Consider the following 17161-nt stretch of genomic DNA (forward strand, 5'->3'; position numbering starts at 1 on the left):
CTAACTTAACTTATGGTACAATCATCCAAAGTAGGTCAAACATTTTCAAGAGAATAATTCACATGAAAAAAAACATATCATCTTTGAAAGATATACTAAAAGCGGCCCAACAGGGAAACGCAATTGCCCAGAACAATCTGGGTGTGATGTACCTGAACGGAAAAGGTGTTCCTCAGGACGATGATGAGGCTGCAAGATGGTTTCTTAATGCCGCAGAACAAGGATACGCAAAGGCCCTGTTCAATATGGGCTGGATGTATCAGGAAGGCAGGGGCGTTCCACAGGACGATGCCGAGGCCGCAAGATGGTTTCTTAAGGCAGCCCGGCAGGGATACGCAGATGCACAATTCAATCTGGGCTTGATGTGCCATAATGGTGAAGGTGTCCCACAGGACGATACCGAGGCCGCAAGGTGGTTCTTGGAAGCTGCTGAACAAGGACTTGCAAATGCCCAGTTCAATCTGGGTGAAATGTATCAAGATGGTATAGGTGTTCCACGGGACGATGCCGAAGCTGTAAAGTGGTATCGTAAGGCGGCCCGGCAGGGATATGCCGATGCCCAGACCATACTGGACAAGATGCACAAAGAAGACAAAGGCGTTCCGCAGGAAGATGCCGAACCTGTAAAACCATATTTTAAAGCGGATCATCAGGCAGATACAGAGAATCAAGTTAAGATTAGCGAAGTGCACATAAACGGTTTAGGTATTTCGCAGGAGAATGCCGATTCGGTAAACGTCAATCTTATAGCAGCCCGGCAGGGAGATGCTGAGGCTCAGTTCAATCTGGGATTGTTGTATCATGCTGAGGCGATAAAGTGGTATCGTAAGGCAGCTGAACAAGGACATGAAAAGGCACAGTTAAACCTGGATAAGATACAAAAAGAAGACAAAGTCGTTCCGCGGAAAGATGCGGATGTTGCAGAGTCGAATCTTCCGGTGGCTGCGCAGACGGAGATTGAAACCCAACTTGAGATTAGCGAAGTGCCTTGAGATTAGCGAAGTGCATGTTGACAGTTTATGTGTTCCACAGGAGGATGCGGATGTTGTAAAGTCGAATCTTCCAGAGGCAGGGCAGACGGATACTGAGGCTCAAGTTGAGATGGGCGACGTGAGTATAGACGATAAAGGTGCTCAACAGAGCTATGCAAAGGTCGCAAAAGGATTTCTTAAGGCTGCTTTAAAAGGAATGGTAGAGGCACCGTCCAATTTGCTTAAGGTATACAAGGAACATAAAGACGTTCCTCAAGATGATGTCAAAGCTCAAGTGGCGCTGGGTGGTGTTGACCCAGACTGGTCGGTCGTCCCACAGGAAGATGCGGTGGTTGATAAGTCGAATCTTACGGCGGCCCAGCAGGTGGATACTGACACTCAGGTTGAAATTAACAGAGTGCATGTTAACGATTTAAGTGTTGCGCCGCAAGATGCCGAGGATGTAAAGCCGTGTTTCACAGTGGCCCAACAGGAAGATGCCGATGCCCAGTTCAATCTGGGTTTGATGTACCATAAAGGTGAAGGTGTACCGCAGGACGATGCTGAGGCCATAAAGTGGTATGGTAAAGCCGCCCGGCAGGGACACGCAGAAGCCCAGTATAATCTGGGTTTGAAATACTTCTTTGGTGAAGGTGTTGCACAGGACTTTGCTGAAGCTGTGAAGTGGTATCTTAAAGCGGCCGAGCAAGGACACGCAGAAGCCCAGTATAATCTGGGCGGTATATATCAGGAAGGTATAGTTGTGCCACAGGACTATTCTCAGGCTCTAAATTGGTATATTGAGGCGGCCCAACAAGGACATGAAAAGGCCAAAGTTGACCTGGATATTATGTACAGAGAAGGTAAAGGAATTCCGCAGGAAGATGCCGATGCTACGAAGTGGTATATTAAAGCGGCCCAACAGGGAATTGCCGATGCACAGTATAATCTGGGAGTGATGTACCGAAAGGGCCAAGGCATTCCACGAGACGATACCGAGGCTGCAAGATGGTTTTTAGAAGCGGCCCAACAGGGAATTGCCGATGCTCAGTTTAATCTGGGTTTGATGTACCATAACGGTGAAGGCGTCCCGCAGGACGATGCTGAGGCCGTAAAGTGGTATAGTAAGGCAGCCCGGCAGGGACATGCAGAATCCCAGTATAATCTGGGTTTGAAATACTTCTTTGGTGAAGGTGTTGCACAGGACTTTGCTGAAGCGGTGAAGTGGTATCTTAAGGCGGCCGAACAAGGAAACGCAGATGCCCAATTTAATCTGGGCGGTATATATCAGGAAGGTATAGTTATGCCACAGGACTATTCTCAGGCTCTAAGTTGGTATATCAAGGCGGCGGAACAAGGACATGAGAAGGCCACGGTTAACCTGGATATTATGTACAGAGAAGGTAAAAGAGTTCCACCGAAAGATAATAAGGATAGTAAGGATAGTAAGGATACTAAGGATACTAAGGATAATGAGGATACTAAGGATATAATATGGCATGGTTGAGTAAGGAATTGCTGAGGGAAAGTTCAATCTGTAATAGACACTATTCATACCCGATAACAAACATCGATACCACACCACATTATTTTGCGGCCGGTATTGCATTGACATAAAAGATGCTTCTTTATATATTTAGATCATGAAAAAAGAATTTCTTATCAAAAAACGTAAGACCAAGCTGGTAATAACCATGGGGCCGGCCTTGCAAGACGAGGGATCCCTTCGGGAAGCCCTGAAACTCGCTGACGCGGTTCGTCTTAACGCCAGCCACAGCAAGCCTGAGGAACGAACGCCGGTCCTTAAACTTATAAGGAAAATTTCGGATGAGCTGGGACGAATAATCCCCGTTTTTCTGGATCTCCAGGGGCCCAAGTGGCGGATAGGTTTATTGGAAGTGCCGGTAATCATGGAGAAGGACAGTATCGGCGTCCTCTACGCAGCCGGTACGCCCGCGCCCAATGGTTATCAGTGGGCGGCGCCTCTGCCACACCCGGAATTGTTCACGGGAGCTAAGATCGGCCAGATATGGGTGCTGGACGATGGCGCATTAAAACTTGAAGTCGTGGAAACAAGCAATCAACAGATCCTGTTGAAAGTTTTGGTTGGCGGTCTGCTGAAAGCACGCAAGGGCGTCCATCCTATTGGACTGGATGTAGCCTTCGATCCCCTGACTCCCAAGGACCTTGAAGACGTCCGCTGGGGTGTGGATAAGGGCGTGGATCTCTTCGCTCAAAGTTTTGTGCGCCGTGCTTCCGACGTGGAGGCGCTTAGTCTGCATATCAGGGAACTTGGCGGACCCCAGACCATTATCGCCAAGATCGAGCATCCCCAGGCCTTGGACAATCTGGAAGGGATTTTGCACGTGAGCTGGGGTGTCATGGTGGCGCGGGGAGATCTGGGAGTGGAATTCGGCGTGGAGAAAGTGCCAGCGCTCCAGAAGCAAATTATCCGGAAGGCGCGCCAGGCCTTGAAACCTGTAATCACCGCTACCCAGATGCTGGAGAGCATGATCGAGAATCCACAACCCACCCGAGCCGAGGCGAGCGACGTTGCCAATGCTATCTGGGACGGTACCGACGCCGTGATGCTTTCCGCCGAAAGTGCCGTGGGTAAGCATCCCCTTGAAGCCGTGCACTACCTGGATAGCATTGCCGCTGACGCTGATGCGCACTACAAACCCCGCATCGGCTTATTGGCTGATACCCTGGAGGAGGATCTCTCCGGTCGCACGGATGTATCCGTTGCCTTCGCAGCCTGCCGCACTGCGGAGGAGATTGGCGCCAAGCTTATCGTAGTCTTCACCGAAGGCGGCGGCAGTGCCCGCCTGGTCTCCCGGCTGGCAGCGGATATTCCCGTTATCGGCGCCACCACGGACATCGTAAACGCCCGGCGCATGGGTCTTCTGCGGGGCGTGGAGAGCCTGCTTATCCCCAGGGCGAAACATCTCTCGGAAATGCTGGCATCCATCCAGCCGCTCCTGAAAACCATGAAGGGGCTTGAGTCCGGTGATCGTGTCGTCATGACGCTCGGCCACCCGCTGTGGACTAAGGGAACAACGAACATGATGAGAGTGGAAACGTACTAACCTGTGCATTTTTCTTATTTACCCAATTTAAACAACATTTCAATCGGTAATAAACACTATTCACACCCGACAACAAACATCGACATCAAACCACACATTTTACGGCCATTATTTTCTTTGACATTAAAAGAACTTATTTGTATATTTTATCATACAGAAGATGTGACTCATTTTCCCTTTCTCCATGATTAAAGACCATTCTGTGGTTGTAGCAGTTATTGGTTAACATTCAACCTGTCAGATCACTTCAACATACAGGAATCCACTATATGAAGGATAAATCGCTTCGGGTATTAATGGTTGAAGATTCGAAGGATGATGAATTTCTTATAATCCGTGAACTTAAAAAAGGTGGCTACGATCCGGTGTATGAAAGAATTGAAACCGCTTCGGCCATGAAAAAAGCCCTCCAAGATAAGCAATGGGATATAATTCTTTGCGATTATAAGATGCCGCAATTCGATGCTCCCTCAGCCATAGTCTTGTTAAAAGAAGCAAATATCGACATCCCTCTCATTATTGTATCCGGAACTATTGGCGAAGACGTGGCCGTAGAGTGTATGCGTTTAGGTGCCCAGGATTACATCATGAAGGGTAAATTGTCCCGTCTCTGTCCGGCCATAGCCAGGGAACGAGAAGAATCAAAAGTTAGAAATAATCAAAAGCGGGCGGAGGATGCTAAAAGAGAAAGCGAGAAAAAATATCGTGATCTGTATGATTTTCTGCCAATTCCGGTCTTTGAGATGGATTTTAAATCCAATATTACTTCTGCCAATCGTGCTATTTATGAAATGTTTGGAGGTACAGAAAAGGATCTAGAGAAAGGTTTTAAAGGATGGCAGCTACTTAGAAATGGCGCCATTAATAAATCGAGCAATAATATTCAAAGGCTGTTAAATGGGGAGAAAGTAATCAGTACAGAGTATTCTTTAAAGAAGTTAGATGGATCTGAATTTCCTGCCATTGTAATCTCAAGTTTAATTTACGCTCATGACAAACCTGTGGGTGTCCGAGGAGCAATCGTAGACATTACCGAGCTTAAGCGATCGGAAGAATTGTTAAAACAAAGCGAAGAAAAATACCGTCTTCTGGCAGACCACATGAAGGACCAGGTGTGGCTTATGGATCTTGACTTAAAATGGACATATATAAGCCCATCTATGGAGAAGTTACTGGGATATAACCTGGATGAGCTTATACAGCTCCCGTTAGATAAACTTCTCACCGCAGCATCTTTAAAGAAAGCTATGGAACATTTTTCAATCCAACTGTCCAAAGCGCTTCCGATTTCTCCACCATCATCCTCAAGGCGTTTAGTGGAACTGGAATTTATCTGTAAAAACGGTCAAACTTTATGGGGGGAATGCTCATTTAGTTTCATCCGGGATGAAAACGGGAAGCCTTTATCTATACTAGGCGAAGGCGAGGACATAACCGAGCGTAGACAGGCGGAGGAAAAATTACGCTATGAGGAACATCGGTTCCGAACTTTAGCCGAACAGTCTTCGGATATCATTGTTATCGTGAATAGGGAAGGGATTATCACCTATGAGAATCAGGCGATTGAAAGGGCTTTGGGATTTAAGGCTGAGGAAAGAATTGGAAGCAACTTATTTGATCTTATCCACACGGATGATTTGAATTTATTAGTTGATGCATACGAAAAACTAGCCAATGATAAAAACGCCTCTGCTCAACAATATGAAGTACGTCTTCATCATAAGGATGGCAGTTGGCGTACGTTTGAAGTTGCCGGAAGCAATCTGGTAAACGATACAGTTATTGAGGGTGTAATCATTAATCTCCATGATGTTACTGAACGAAAACAGGCGGAGGCAAAACTTAAACAAACTCTTGAAAGTCTCAAGAAAGCGGTTGGTACGACTATCCAGGTTTTAGTTTCAGCTTTGGAATCCAGAGATCCCTATACGGCGGGTCATCAGTCCCGGGTTGCTCATCTGGCCTGTGCCATCGGCACGGAGATGGGATTAGATCAGGATAAAATTGATGGAATCCGCATGGCCGGTGTCGTCCATGACATCGGGAAATTGTCCATCCCGGCGGAGATACTGACAAAACCTAGTAAATTAACAGACATAGAATTTTTACTGATCAAACAACACTCTCAGACTGGATACGAAATGCTGAAGGATGTGGAATCTCCCTGGCCGCTGGCGCAAATTGTTTATCAACATCATGAACGAATTAATGGTTCCGGCTATCCCCATAATCTAAAAGGGGATGAAATTATACTGGAGGCGCGGATTATGGCCGTTGCCGATGTCGTGGAAGCCATGGCTTCTCATCGTCCCTATCGAGCTTCTTTGGGTATTGGTGTTGCCCTTGAAGAGATCAACAAAAATAAGGGAATTCTTTATGATGAAGTTGTCGCAGATACTTGCCTGAAATTATTTACAGAAAAAGGCTATAAGCTTCCATGAGATAGAGCAACAAATTCCGTAGAGGAAATATTTTTTAATTGCCGTTGTAATGGTCTTTTATATTTTCCTCACCTGGTTTATACACACTGATTCCCTCATCCATGAACGACTGTTCGATTAACTTAAGCTCCGCGTCGCCAGGAACGCGTATGTCAGACATTGACGGGAGCCCCAGCCATTTGCGTTTGCTAACTCCCATAGGATGATAGGGCACTATAGTCAGAAAAGATAGTCCCAGCTCGCGAAGAAAACCGGCCCAACCTTTTATGTTATCGTTTCCGTCAGTCATTCCCGGAACAATAGGAAGGCGCGGCCATACAAAAGGGCCAATTTTTTTGTTCCAATCATCCACAAGATGTTTCAGGTTATTCTTAATCTCTATGTTTCCCGCACCGCATAACCGCCGGTGCTTTGCGTCATCAAAAACTTTTATATCAAAAAGCACCAGCTGCAGATCCTGCAAAAGTGGTCTTAGTTTCTCCAGATTGAATAATCCACAAGTCTCCAGAGCAACATCAATTCCTTCGGAGTGCAGAGCCTTGGCCAATCTGCCGGTAAATTCCGGATAGAGTGTCGGCTCGCCGCCGGTGAAAGTTACGCCGCCTCCGGATGTCTTAAATAGTGAAAACTCTGGACGCAATTCTTCCATGATGTTTTCCACAGACCGCAAGACACCTAAGCGCGTCATGGCGCCGGAGGGGCAATTGTCGGTGCAGGTAAAGCAGTAACGGCAAAATCGAGCATTTCTTTTTCCAATTTTCGAAAAAGCATGCTCGGGACATTTTTCTACACACCTGCCGCAGTTTATACAAAGATGAGCTTTGAAGGCAATTTCAGGTTCCAGCTTCCAGGATTCGATGTTCTGGCACCAGGGACAGCGCAAGGGGCAACCCTTGAAAAAAACCAGGCTTCTAATGCCGGGACCATCATGAAGACAGAAATGCTGGACGGAAAAGATGAATGGCTCAACCGATCCCATGTGTCGTCCGCTCGATGATTTCGTCCTGTACATCTGGCTGCAGATCATTGAAGTAAGCGCAATAACCAGCCACTCTCACGACAATTCCCGGATATGAAGAAGGATCCTTCTTTGCTGCTTTCAGCGTTTCGGGATCGAGTATATTAACTTGTACCTGCATACCTTCCTGGGCGAAATAATTTTTGAAAAGGTTCACCAGGGCTTTACGTCCCTTCTCTCCCTGCACTACTTGTTTGTCGAACTTCAGATTCAGAGCATAACAGTTCATCCATTTTCTGCTGTCCAGAGAGGCAGCCGAACGCAGAACAGCAGTGGGACCAAGACGGTCTGAACCGTCTATCGGAGCAAGGCCATTCGAGAGACGCGTGCCGCTTTTCCGTCCGTTGGGCAGGGCACCGGTTACCTTACCGAAACCGACGTGGCAGGTCATGGAATAAAATCCCGGTACATACTGTCCGCCACGCGTGTTCTTATGTGCCCACAGAGCATAGGAAAAAGCATCGGCAGCAAGCTGGGTCATGTGGTCTGCATCTGGATTTCCGTTTCCGTAACGGGGGTATTTATTGGCAAGTTCGACTCTTAAGTCTTCCCGGCCGCGGAAATTGTCTCGAAGAATTTGGACAAACTCTTCCAGGCTAAAGCGCTTCTCCTCAAAGACAACCTTATTCAGGATATAGAGGGAATCGCCCACATCGGCCAGACCTGCCGCCTGCACAGAGGTGTAATCATAAAGGCCGCCTCCCCAGGTCACGTCCATTCCCTTGTCCATGCAGCCCTGGGTAAGGATTGAATTAACCGGTGTTGTCCGGAAATTCCGATAAACTTCCTCTAACCAGCTGATTACCTTTACCATGTCGTCAATTCCATTGCGAACCTGAGTCCGGAAGGCCGTCAGGACGTCTTCAAATGTTTTTAGTGCGGAAACCTGCGGCGTGGGGGCACCAAAGCGGCGCGGGCCTTCTAACCTCGCCCTACCGTGAAACCTTCCACCTTCATTCAAAGCCAGTTCCAGACACAATGGCAGGTTGAAGAGTGCTGCATCTGACGAGTTGTACGTGCGGCCCTGACTGGCCATTTCCACACAACCAATGACAGCATAATCCCGGGCGTGGGCTTTGGTCATGCCTGCTCCCTCCAGCGCTCTTACGACGGCCGTGTCTCCGAAGAAAGAAGGTCGGCTGGTGCCCTTTTGGAGCAGTTCGACACTTTTGTGGAAAAACCAATCCGGGGTTCCGGGGTGGATACGAACATGAACAGCGGGCTCACGGGTCAGTACCTGTGCGTAGGCGTTCAGAATGAGGCCGGATAGTTCATTGGTTACGTCATTACCCTCGGCATCAGTGCCTCCCAGAGTAAAAGCCTGGGCAACTCCGTTTCCGCTAAAGAACTTGTCGACTCGTTCGGAATAGAGCGGTATTGTCTCACAGGTTTTCAGACAGAAGCTGGCTGTTATCTCTATTGCCTTTTCGAGAGTCAACCTGCCTTGCGCGATATCGTTGCGATATAGAGGTAAAAGTATTTGATCAAGCCGCCCGAAGGAGAGACCTTGTTCGAAGTCCTCCAGATTCAAAGCCACGTGAACAAGCCAAACGGCCTGCAATCCCTCCGAGTAGGTCCGGGCCGGTTCAAAGGGAACCCGGCGGCAGGACATAGCCGAGTCCAGAAGCTCGGCCTTTCTGCTTTCAGTTACCTCCGGCTGCGAGGCCATTTTTTCCGCCTCGTCTGCCAGATTTTCGGCCATCTTTTTGATGCCATCGATAGTAATAATCACAGAACGGAAAAATGCCCTTTGGTCTGCGTCCAAAGGAGACCCGTTGGCAAGTTTTCCCTCCTCCAGTCTCTTTTTGGCTTCTTCAAAGGGATGGCGCAATCCTTCATGGACAACCATCCGGTAGTTACCTACCTGATGACCGATGCCTGCCTCCTCTGTTATGAAATAACGCTTAGCCCGGAAGAAATCCAGAAAGTGAGATAAGCGGGCAGGTTTAAGGAGAGTCTTCCCTCCTACGCTTTTGAAGGCGTTTTGAAGTCCGATGCGCAGAAGTTCCGCCTTTTCCATACCGGTCAGCGTTAAAGGAATAGTTCTCTTTTTCAGATGGGTGATATCCTCCAGGATATTGATTGATCCACCCTCAATGTAGTAATTGGCGGCAATGCGTTTGGAAGTCATATTGCCGATAATTAGTTCGCCATCGTAAATGCGGGGTTTACGTTTAGAAAAAATATATTGCAGAGCGAGGGAGCGATGGACAAGGGGATGCTCTGTCTTGGCGCTTAGGCGACCTTCCTTGGAATTCCAAAATTCCTCCAAAAGCTTCGGCCTTTCCAGACAGATTGAATATGGTGTGGACAGAAGTTCAGTCTTGATAGCGGTTATGCGGGAAGTAGGGGCGATAAAACCTTCTCCCTGGATTAAAGCCTCCGAAGTCGTGGACGGCATGACTTGCTGTAATGTAGACATGAGACCATACCTCCTCTTTTGATAGGGTATCGTTCTCGATGAATCGAAGTATAGAAGGGCTGTTTTTGCTTGTCAATTGATATTATTAAAATTAAATATATGTAATCCGTGAAGCTTATTTTTATATAGCATTGACATAAAAGACAGTTCTTTCTATACTACTTCCGATAATGAATAATCGTATGGGGGTGTACCATGAGTAATTATAAAGTAGTTACTCTTAATTATAGATGTTGGATATTGATATATATTGCTCTTGCTTTGTTTGCACAAGTGTCAATTTCATATGGCGCCGGTCGATTGCTGGTTTGGCCCAAAAAAGAGGGGATAACGCAAACAACCTCCAGTGCATCCCTCAAATCATATGAAGTCCGGAAAGGCCAGATTGTTCTTACCAGAGATATTCTGCCAAAACGTGTTTCAGCAGAGGAACATCAGACCGGCCATCCTCCTTCAAAAGGGGATAGCGTATCGCTCAATTTATTCCCTGATGTTACTCATGAAGTAAAAGTTAATTCTGTTAAACGTTATAAAGATGGAACGATGATAATCAGCGGAAAACTCAAGGATCATAAAAACTCAACAGTTGTTATGACCATGGGTAATGAAGGATTTCTTATGACCATTCAGGATATGAATCGGGCTATGCTTTATCGTGTGAGGGGTAATTCCGCAGATGGTTCAGGTTCAGTGACGGAAATAGATATGAAAAAAATGCCTCCGGTAATTCGCTGATTGGTCATAGGTGTTTTCGCCTAATTTTCATTGCAATAAAATAAATTAGTTTTTCAGGATGCTACAAATAACCTCTGTTTGTTTGAATAAATTGTTAAAGATCGGTTGGGGGTATTCTGATGCAAAGAATAAATTGTTTTTCTAGATTTATGGCAGCAATTTTTTTTCTGCTCTGTTTTGTACCTTCAGTGTTTAGCGCAACCATTGATGTAATGGTAGTTTTCGATTCAACGGCCAAATCATGGGTAGACAGCAATGGAGGAATGAATATATTTGCCGTCGATACTGTAGCCAGAATGAATCAGGCAACAGCCAACAGCAATGTGAATCTGACATTCAGACTGGTATACGCGGCTGAGGTTTCTTACACGCACATTAATATGTCACTGGATTTGTCGAGGCTTCAAGCCGGCAGCGGTAATCTGTCCGCTGTTCATAGCTGGCGTAATACATTCGGCGCTGACCTTGTTGTTATGCTGGTGGACACCGGGTCGGCTTCCGGAACGGTAGGTATGGGTTATATGTTGACAACGTATTCCGGAGAGCCGGACTATGCCTTTTCAGTGTCTGCTATTCGATCTGTTGATATCAGTCACACTATGACACATGAAATTGGTCATAATCTTGGCTGCGATCACAGCAAATTTCAGAAATCAGATCCGGGTCCAAATACTTACCTCAACACTTATTCCGCCGGATGGTATTTTACGGGAACAAACGGCATACCATATAACACTATTATGGCTTACAGCAGTGACGGCTACGGTAATATTTATGTAGAAGCGCCGCTCTTTTCTACCCCTCTTGAGTCTTATGAGGGAAAAGTAGCCGGTGATACGGCAGACGGAGACAATTCACGAAATATCCGTGAAACTATGGATATTGTTGCGGCGTATTTACCATCAACTATTTCTGATCCTGACCAGTTCAACTTTATTGACCAAACAGATGTGGCATTAAATACGGTTGTTACATCAAATGAAATAACTGTATCAGGCCTCAATGCAGCGACAATTATTTATATCAGCGGTGGCACATATTCCATCAATAGCGGTTCATACAAAAGCACAAGTGATACAGTGAATAATGGTGATATTGTAACAGTGAGGATTACATCATCGGGTAACTATTCCACAACAAAGAGTGCAATTCTTACTATTGGCGGAGTATCCGATACATTCAGTGTAACAACACAGGCGGCCCTTCCGGATACGGTTCCTGCTCAGTTTACTTTTACCGATAAAACAGGTGTGGCATTGAACACAACTGTAATATCAAATGCCATAACTGTATCAGGGATCAATGCGGCGGCATCAATATCTATTATAGACGGCATGTATTCGATTAATGGCGGATTATACACAAATGACGTCGGCACAGTGAATAATGGTGATGCTGTAACGATTCAGCTAGCTTCATCTGGAAATTATTCCACGAAAACAGAAGCGACGCTGACCATTGGCGGGGTATCCGACACTTTCAGCGTGACCACACAGGCTGTACCTGCCAGTGGCGGCAGTGGTGGTGGCGGCGGCGGGTGTTTCATTGCCACGGCAGCATTCGGCTCGGCACTGGCGGGACAGGTGGAAATCCTGCGGCAGTTGAGAGACAGATATCTGCTGACTAATGCTTTCGGACGGAAGTTTGTCGCCTGGTATTACCGTATTGGCCCCGGTGCCGCAAGTTACATTGAAGGTAAACCACTGGCAAAAGCAGCAGTAAGAGTAGCACTATATCCTTTGATCGGTTTTTCCTTGTTACTGATCAACGGCATTCTGCCTTACCTGTTTCTTACAGGTTTTATCCTTTTCTTTATATTCAAATTAAGGAAATCATTCGTAACGTGACAAGAAAATTATGAATGAGAATTACAGCCACAGAACCGGATGAGGTTTTGGGGTTGCTTTCTTTTACGAAGAATATTAAATTTTGAAATATAAAGAAAGTGAAGGTGCTATAATATCCCATAGCTTTTCTAATGGATATTTTGGAGAGCGCAGAATGTTAACGATTAATGCATTCTTCGATTATTTGTCTACTAATTGTTCCTTCGCGCAGAATAACTGGCGGATCGCAGGTAACATCAATAATGGTAGACGCCTTGCCGCCTTGGGTTTTCCCCCCGTCTAAAATCGCATCAACCTTGTCACCTATTTGTTTAATAACTTCGGAAGCCAGTGAGCATTCGGGTAAGCCGGAAAGGTTGGCGCTTGTTGCTGTGAGTGGTTTTTTTAGTTTTTGAATTATTTTCAGGGCAATCGGATGGCTGGAAATACGCAGGCCGATTTTTCCGCTTCCGGCAGTAAGCAGCGGCGGTATTTTATCTGAAGCCTGGAAAACAATCGTCAGCGCTCCCGGCCAGAAGGCCGCCATCAGTTTTTGCGCTGATTCAGGGATATCCCGGACAAGGGTATAAGTATCCTCAGGCTTGCCGATAATCAGTGAGATAGGGTTTTTAAAATTTCTTCCTTTGACGGCAAAAATTTTCTTGATTGCTTTTTCGTTTGTTGCGTCTGCGCCCAGGCCGTAAAACGTTTCCGTCGGGTAGGCGATAATGCCGCCGCCAGCCAGAATTTCTGCCGCTCTGCTCAGAACTTTCTCTTCAGAATTATCTGCGTCTGGTTTCAGGATTTCCCGCATTTGAGGTTTTCCTGTTTCTTTTGAACATCCTTGGACATTTTATTTTTGTGGGCGGAAAGTTTTACGCTTATTTCTTTGTTTCCTATGGCAAGAATACGAGCGGCAAACAATGCGGCATTTTTAGCTCCTGATTTGCCAATGGCCATGGACCCGACAGGTACACCCCCGGGCATCTGAACGGTGGAGAGCAGAGCGTCAAGGCCATGCAGAGAAGTGGAGTCAATGGGAACTCCGATTACAGGCAAGGTTGTCTGCGCGGCAATCACACCAGCCAGATGAGCGGCAGCTCCCGCTCCCACGATAATTACTTTAATGCCGCGTCCAGCTGCGGAAACTGCAAACTTGGTTGTCCGCAGGGGCGTGCGATGTGCCGAAGTCAGAATCAGTTCATAGCCAATGCCAAAATCTTCCAGTACTTTGGTTGCTTCCGCCATAACTGGCAAATCCGAATCACTGCCCATTACTACACTGACTATCACATTTTTTGGGGCACTTTTTGCTTTCATGCTGACTCCTTTGTATGTAGGTGGTATTGCTCTCTAAATTTGTACGTATTTAGCGTATTGGGTCAGTATTTGCAATCTGAAAATTAAAAATTTATCCCAAATCCAGTTGACATACGAAACTTCTCTTCATATACTCCGCAGCGAAAAGAAAACCCCTTATATATAATTGAGGAGAAAAGCAAAAATGAAAGAGAACTTATACGAATTTCTAGCTGGCAACGAATATCCGGGACGCGGTATCTGCATCGGAAAAACGCCCGGCGGCAACAAAGCCGTGATTGCCTATTTTATCATGGGACGCAGTGTCAACAGTCGTAACCGAGTGTTTGACCCCATCGACGGCGGCATCCGCACCATGGCAGCCGACCCTTCCAAAATGACCGACCCGCACCTGATTATTTATAATCCCGTGCTGACTCTGAACAAAACAGCGATTGTGACCAACGGCGACCAGACCAATACTATTTATGATTTTATGTCCCGCGATCAGTTTCCGGACTATAATTTTGAAGCGGCTCTCGCGACCCGTACCTTTGAAGATGATAAACCCAACTGGACGCCGCGCATTTCCGGCATAGTGGATATGCGCACAGGCGGCTACAAACTGAACATTTTGAAAAGCTGCGACGGCAACGAAAACAGCGTGCAGCGTTTTACCTTCGATTATTTGCAACCTCTGGCAGGCGAAGGACACTTTATCAGTACCTACAAATGCAATGGTACGCCGATTCCCAGTTTTGCGGGGGAGCCGATACATGTCGCCATAGACGAGGAAGATCCGGATCTTTACGGCGCCAAGCTTTGGAAAGCCTTAAATGAAGACAACAAGGTAAGTCTGTTTGTGCGTGCCATCGATCTTAAGACCCAGACGTATAAAGACGTCATCATCAACAAATACAAAGCAGTGGAGGAATAATCAATGAACGAAATAGCGCTTAAATACGGCTGCAATCCCAACCAGAAACCCGCCCGAATCTTTATGGTGGACGACAGCAATCTGCCGGTTGAGGTATTGAACGGTAAGCCCGGCTATATAAACTTTTTGGATGCTCTCAACAGTTGGCAGCTGGTGAAAGAGCTAAAAGAAAATACCGGTATGGTTGCCGCGGCATCCTTTAAACATGTTTCTCCAGCTGGCGCTGCCTTGGGTTATCCTTTGGACAGAGTTCTGCGCAAAATGTATCACATCGATCCCAAAATGAAACTATCCAAGCTTGCCTGCGCTTACGCCCGTGCCCGCGGCGCCGATCGCATGAGCAGCTTCGGCGACTGGATTGCGCTTTCCGATGTGTGCGATGTATCCACGGCGAAGATTATCAAAAATGAAGTAACCGATGGCATCATTGCTCCTGGTTATGAACCGGAAGCTCTGGAAATTTTAAAGACCAAGAAAAAAGGCGGCTACAACGTGGTCGCCATCGACCCCAATTATGTACCCGTCTCTCTGGAGCACAAGCAGGTTTACGGCATTACCTTCGAGCAGGGACGAAACAGCCTGAAGATTGACAACAGCATGCTGGAAAATATTGTTACCGAGAACAAGACTCTGACCGATGCACAGAAACGTGACTTGGTGTTGAGCCTGATTACACTGAAATACACTCAGTCAAATAGCGTGTGCTATGTGCAGGATGGCCAGGTCATCGGCGTGGGCGCGGGACAGCAAAGCCGCATCCACTGCACCCGTCTGGCCGGGCAGAAGGCCGACAACTGGCAGCTGCGCCATATGCCCAAGGTGCTGAATCTGCCTTTCCGTGACGATGTTGCCAAGCCCAATCGCGACAATGCTATTGACGTTTACCTGGGCGAAACACCGGAAGATGTTATCGGCGATGATGTTTGGGCTGAAACCTTCAACCGTAAGCCCAAACCATTAACCAAGGCTCAAAAGCAAAGGTGGCTGAGCAAGGTCACAGGTGTTTGCTTAGGCAGTGATGCGTTCTTCCCCTTTGGCGATAATATCGAACGTGCGCATCGTAGCGGTGTAACCGCCATTGTCGAGGCCGGTGGTTCCATCCGCGACCAGCAGGTAATCGATACCTGCAACAAATACGGTATTGTGATGGCCTTTTGCGGCCTGCGCTTGTTCCATCATTAATAGACAAGAATGTGAAAGGTGAAAGGTTAAAGGTAAAAAGAGAAATAAGACATTCCGGCGCATAAACTGCGTCGGAATGCTTTTGTCATTACGAGACGCCTCTTAGCCGCCGCGGTATCATCGTTGAATTGAAAATGGAATTACAACGTGTCTTGTCATTCCCGCGCAGGCGGGAATCCAGGAACAAAAAAAATTGTCCTAGATGAAAAACGGGCAAGTCCAAAAGACTTACCCAAATAGAAGTATATAATATGATTTTAATATACGAGGCGATCAATGTTAACGGATAATATACTCAATCTTATTGGCAATACGCCGCTCATCCAACTCAAAAATTCACGCATTTTCGCCAAAGCTGAATTTCTGAATCCTGGGGGAAGTATCAAAGACCGTGTTGCGTTATCAATGCTGGAAGGTGCCGAGCGCGACGGGAAATTACAACCGGACACAATCATTGTTGAACCGACCAGCGGGAATACCGGCATCGGCGTGGCGCTTGTCGGACGCCTGAAAGGATACCGTGTTATCATCGTGATGCCCGAGAACATGAGTGAAGAACGCAAGAAACTCATTGAGGCGCTGGGCGCAGAATTGATTTTAACGCCCGCGGAAGAAAGCATCGGAGGCGCTGTGAAAAAAGTTACCGAACTGGCGGCATCGAATTCGAAAGTGTATGTGCCGCAGCAATTCGAAAACCCGGACAACCCGCGCGTGCATTACGAAGAAACTGCGCGCGAATTATGGCGTCAGATGAACGGGGTGGTTGATTATTTCGTTGCGGGAGTCGGAAGCGGCGGAACCCTCCAGGGGGTTGGAAAGTTTCTTAAGGAGCATCGGCCTGATGCCCGTATCGTGGCCGTAGAACCGAAAAACGTTTCCGCATTGCTCGGCCACGAACCGGGTTTGCATCAAATACAGGGGATCGGTGATGGTTTCATTCCTGCTGTGCTGGATGTCAAACTGGTGGACGAAGTTATCGAAGTCACCGACGAAGATGCCATCGAAACGACACGTGAACTGGGGAGAAGCATGGGGCTCCTGGTCGGCATTTCATCCGGAGCGAATGTCTGGGCCGCGCGTCAGTTGGAGAAAAAATATCCGGGCAATATTGCAACGGTGCTTCCCGACCGCGCCGAACGGTATTTCAGCACAGCACTGTTATAATCGGGCAGGACAAAGAAGGCGAGTCCAAAAGACCTGCTGCTAGATCAAAATGTCAAGAATAAAGATTTGACGTTTAT

General features: G+C 47.0%; 13 protein-coding genes. 9 read left to right on the top strand and 4 right to left on the bottom strand.

The genetic code is table 11. The features are described 5' to 3' along the window. Positions 1 to 62 precede the first annotated feature (62 nt). The 4 genes from CVU62_14550 (at position 63) to CVU62_14565 (ending at position 6501) form a co-directional block, all read left to right on the top strand. On the top strand, positions 63 to 992 hold the full coding sequence (locus CVU62_14550; GenBank protein PKN36540.1) for a hypothetical protein: 930 nt from the start codon (positions 63 to 65) through the stop codon (positions 990 to 992). After that, a complete protein-coding gene (locus CVU62_14555; protein PKN36541.1) occupies positions 910 to 2478 on the top strand; it encodes a hypothetical protein in 1569 nt (522 codons plus the stop codon). Before CVU62_14550 ends, CVU62_14555 begins: the two co-directional genes overlap by 83 nt. A 136-nt stretch (positions 2479 to 2614) precedes the next feature. Continuing rightward, entirely contained in the window at positions 2615 to 4060 is a 1446-nt protein-coding gene (pyk, locus tag CVU62_14560; protein PKN36542.1) for a pyruvate kinase, read from the top strand. Positions 4061 to 4329: 269 nt separating this feature from the next. Next, entirely contained in the window at positions 4330 to 6501 is a 2172-nt protein-coding gene (locus CVU62_14565) for a hypothetical protein (GenBank protein PKN36543.1), read from the top strand. A gap of 34 nt (positions 6502 to 6535) precedes the next feature. On the opposite strand, the gene CVU62_14570 is transcribed toward CVU62_14565, so the two are convergent. Both CVU62_14570 and CVU62_14575 read right to left on the bottom strand, forming a co-directional pair. Further along, entirely contained in the window at positions 6536 to 7528 is a 993-nt protein-coding gene (locus CVU62_14570) for a glycyl-radical enzyme activating protein (GenBank protein ID PKN36544.1), read from the bottom strand. Beyond that, positions 7467 to 9941, bottom strand: coding sequence for a hypothetical protein (locus CVU62_14575; GenBank protein ID PKN36545.1), 2475 nt, complete (start codon positions 9939 to 9941; stop codon positions 7467 to 7469). Before CVU62_14575 ends, CVU62_14570 begins: the two co-directional genes overlap by 62 nt. Positions 9942 to 10136: 195 nt before the next feature. On the opposite strand from CVU62_14575, the gene CVU62_14580 reads away from it, so the two are divergent. Both CVU62_14580 and CVU62_14585 read left to right on the top strand, forming a co-directional pair. Then, positions 10137 to 10676 carry a hypothetical protein gene (locus CVU62_14580; GenBank protein PKN36546.1) on the top strand — a complete coding sequence of 180 codons (540 nt, stop codon included), beginning with the start codon at positions 10137 to 10139 and terminating at the stop codon, positions 10674 to 10676. Between the two features lie 119 nt (positions 10677 to 10795). Continuing rightward, the gene (locus CVU62_14585) at positions 10796 to 12523 is read left to right on the top strand and encodes a hypothetical protein (protein PKN36547.1); all 1728 of its coding nucleotides are present in this window, start codon (positions 10796 to 10798) and stop codon (positions 12521 to 12523) included. A 157-nt stretch (positions 12524 to 12680) separates the two neighbouring features. Here CVU62_14585 and CVU62_14590 read toward each other — a convergent pair whose 3' ends face one another. Both CVU62_14590 and purE read right to left on the bottom strand, forming a co-directional pair. Further along, positions 12681 to 13316, bottom strand: a complete 636-nt coding sequence (locus CVU62_14590; GenBank protein ID PKN36548.1) for a threonylcarbamoyl-AMP synthase — start codon at positions 13314 to 13316, stop codon at positions 12681 to 12683. Continuing rightward, entirely contained in the window at positions 13301 to 13822 is a 522-nt protein-coding gene (purE, locus tag CVU62_14595; GenBank protein ID PKN36549.1) for a 5-(carboxyamino)imidazole ribonucleotide mutase, read from the bottom strand. The genes CVU62_14590 and purE overlap by 16 nt, the downstream gene beginning before the upstream one ends. A 184-nt stretch (positions 13823 to 14006) precedes the next feature. Between purE and CVU62_14600 the strand changes: the two genes are divergently transcribed. From CVU62_14600 to cysK, 3 genes are all read left to right on the top strand, one after another. Further along, a complete protein-coding gene (locus CVU62_14600) occupies positions 14007 to 14738 on the top strand; it encodes an inosine monophosphate cyclohydrolase (protein ID PKN36550.1) in 732 nt (243 codons plus the stop codon). 3 nt (positions 14739 to 14741) lie between these two features. Then, positions 14742 to 15920, top strand: coding sequence for a 5-aminoimidazole-4-carboxamide ribonucleotide transformylase (locus CVU62_14605; GenBank protein ID PKN36551.1), 1179 nt, complete (start codon positions 14742 to 14744; stop codon positions 15918 to 15920). A gap of 276 nt (positions 15921 to 16196) precedes the next feature. Beyond that, positions 16197 to 17084 (top strand): cysteine synthase A, encoded by an 888-nt coding sequence (gene cysK / locus CVU62_14610; GenBank protein ID PKN36552.1) that lies wholly within the window; start codon positions 16197 to 16199, stop codon positions 17082 to 17084. Positions 17085 to 17161 lie beyond the last annotated feature (77 nt).

The organism is Deltaproteobacteria bacterium HGW-Deltaproteobacteria-2 (assembly GCA_002840505.1).
Classification (GTDB): Bacteria; Desulfobacterota; Syntrophia; order Syntrophales; family Smithellaceae; genus Smithella.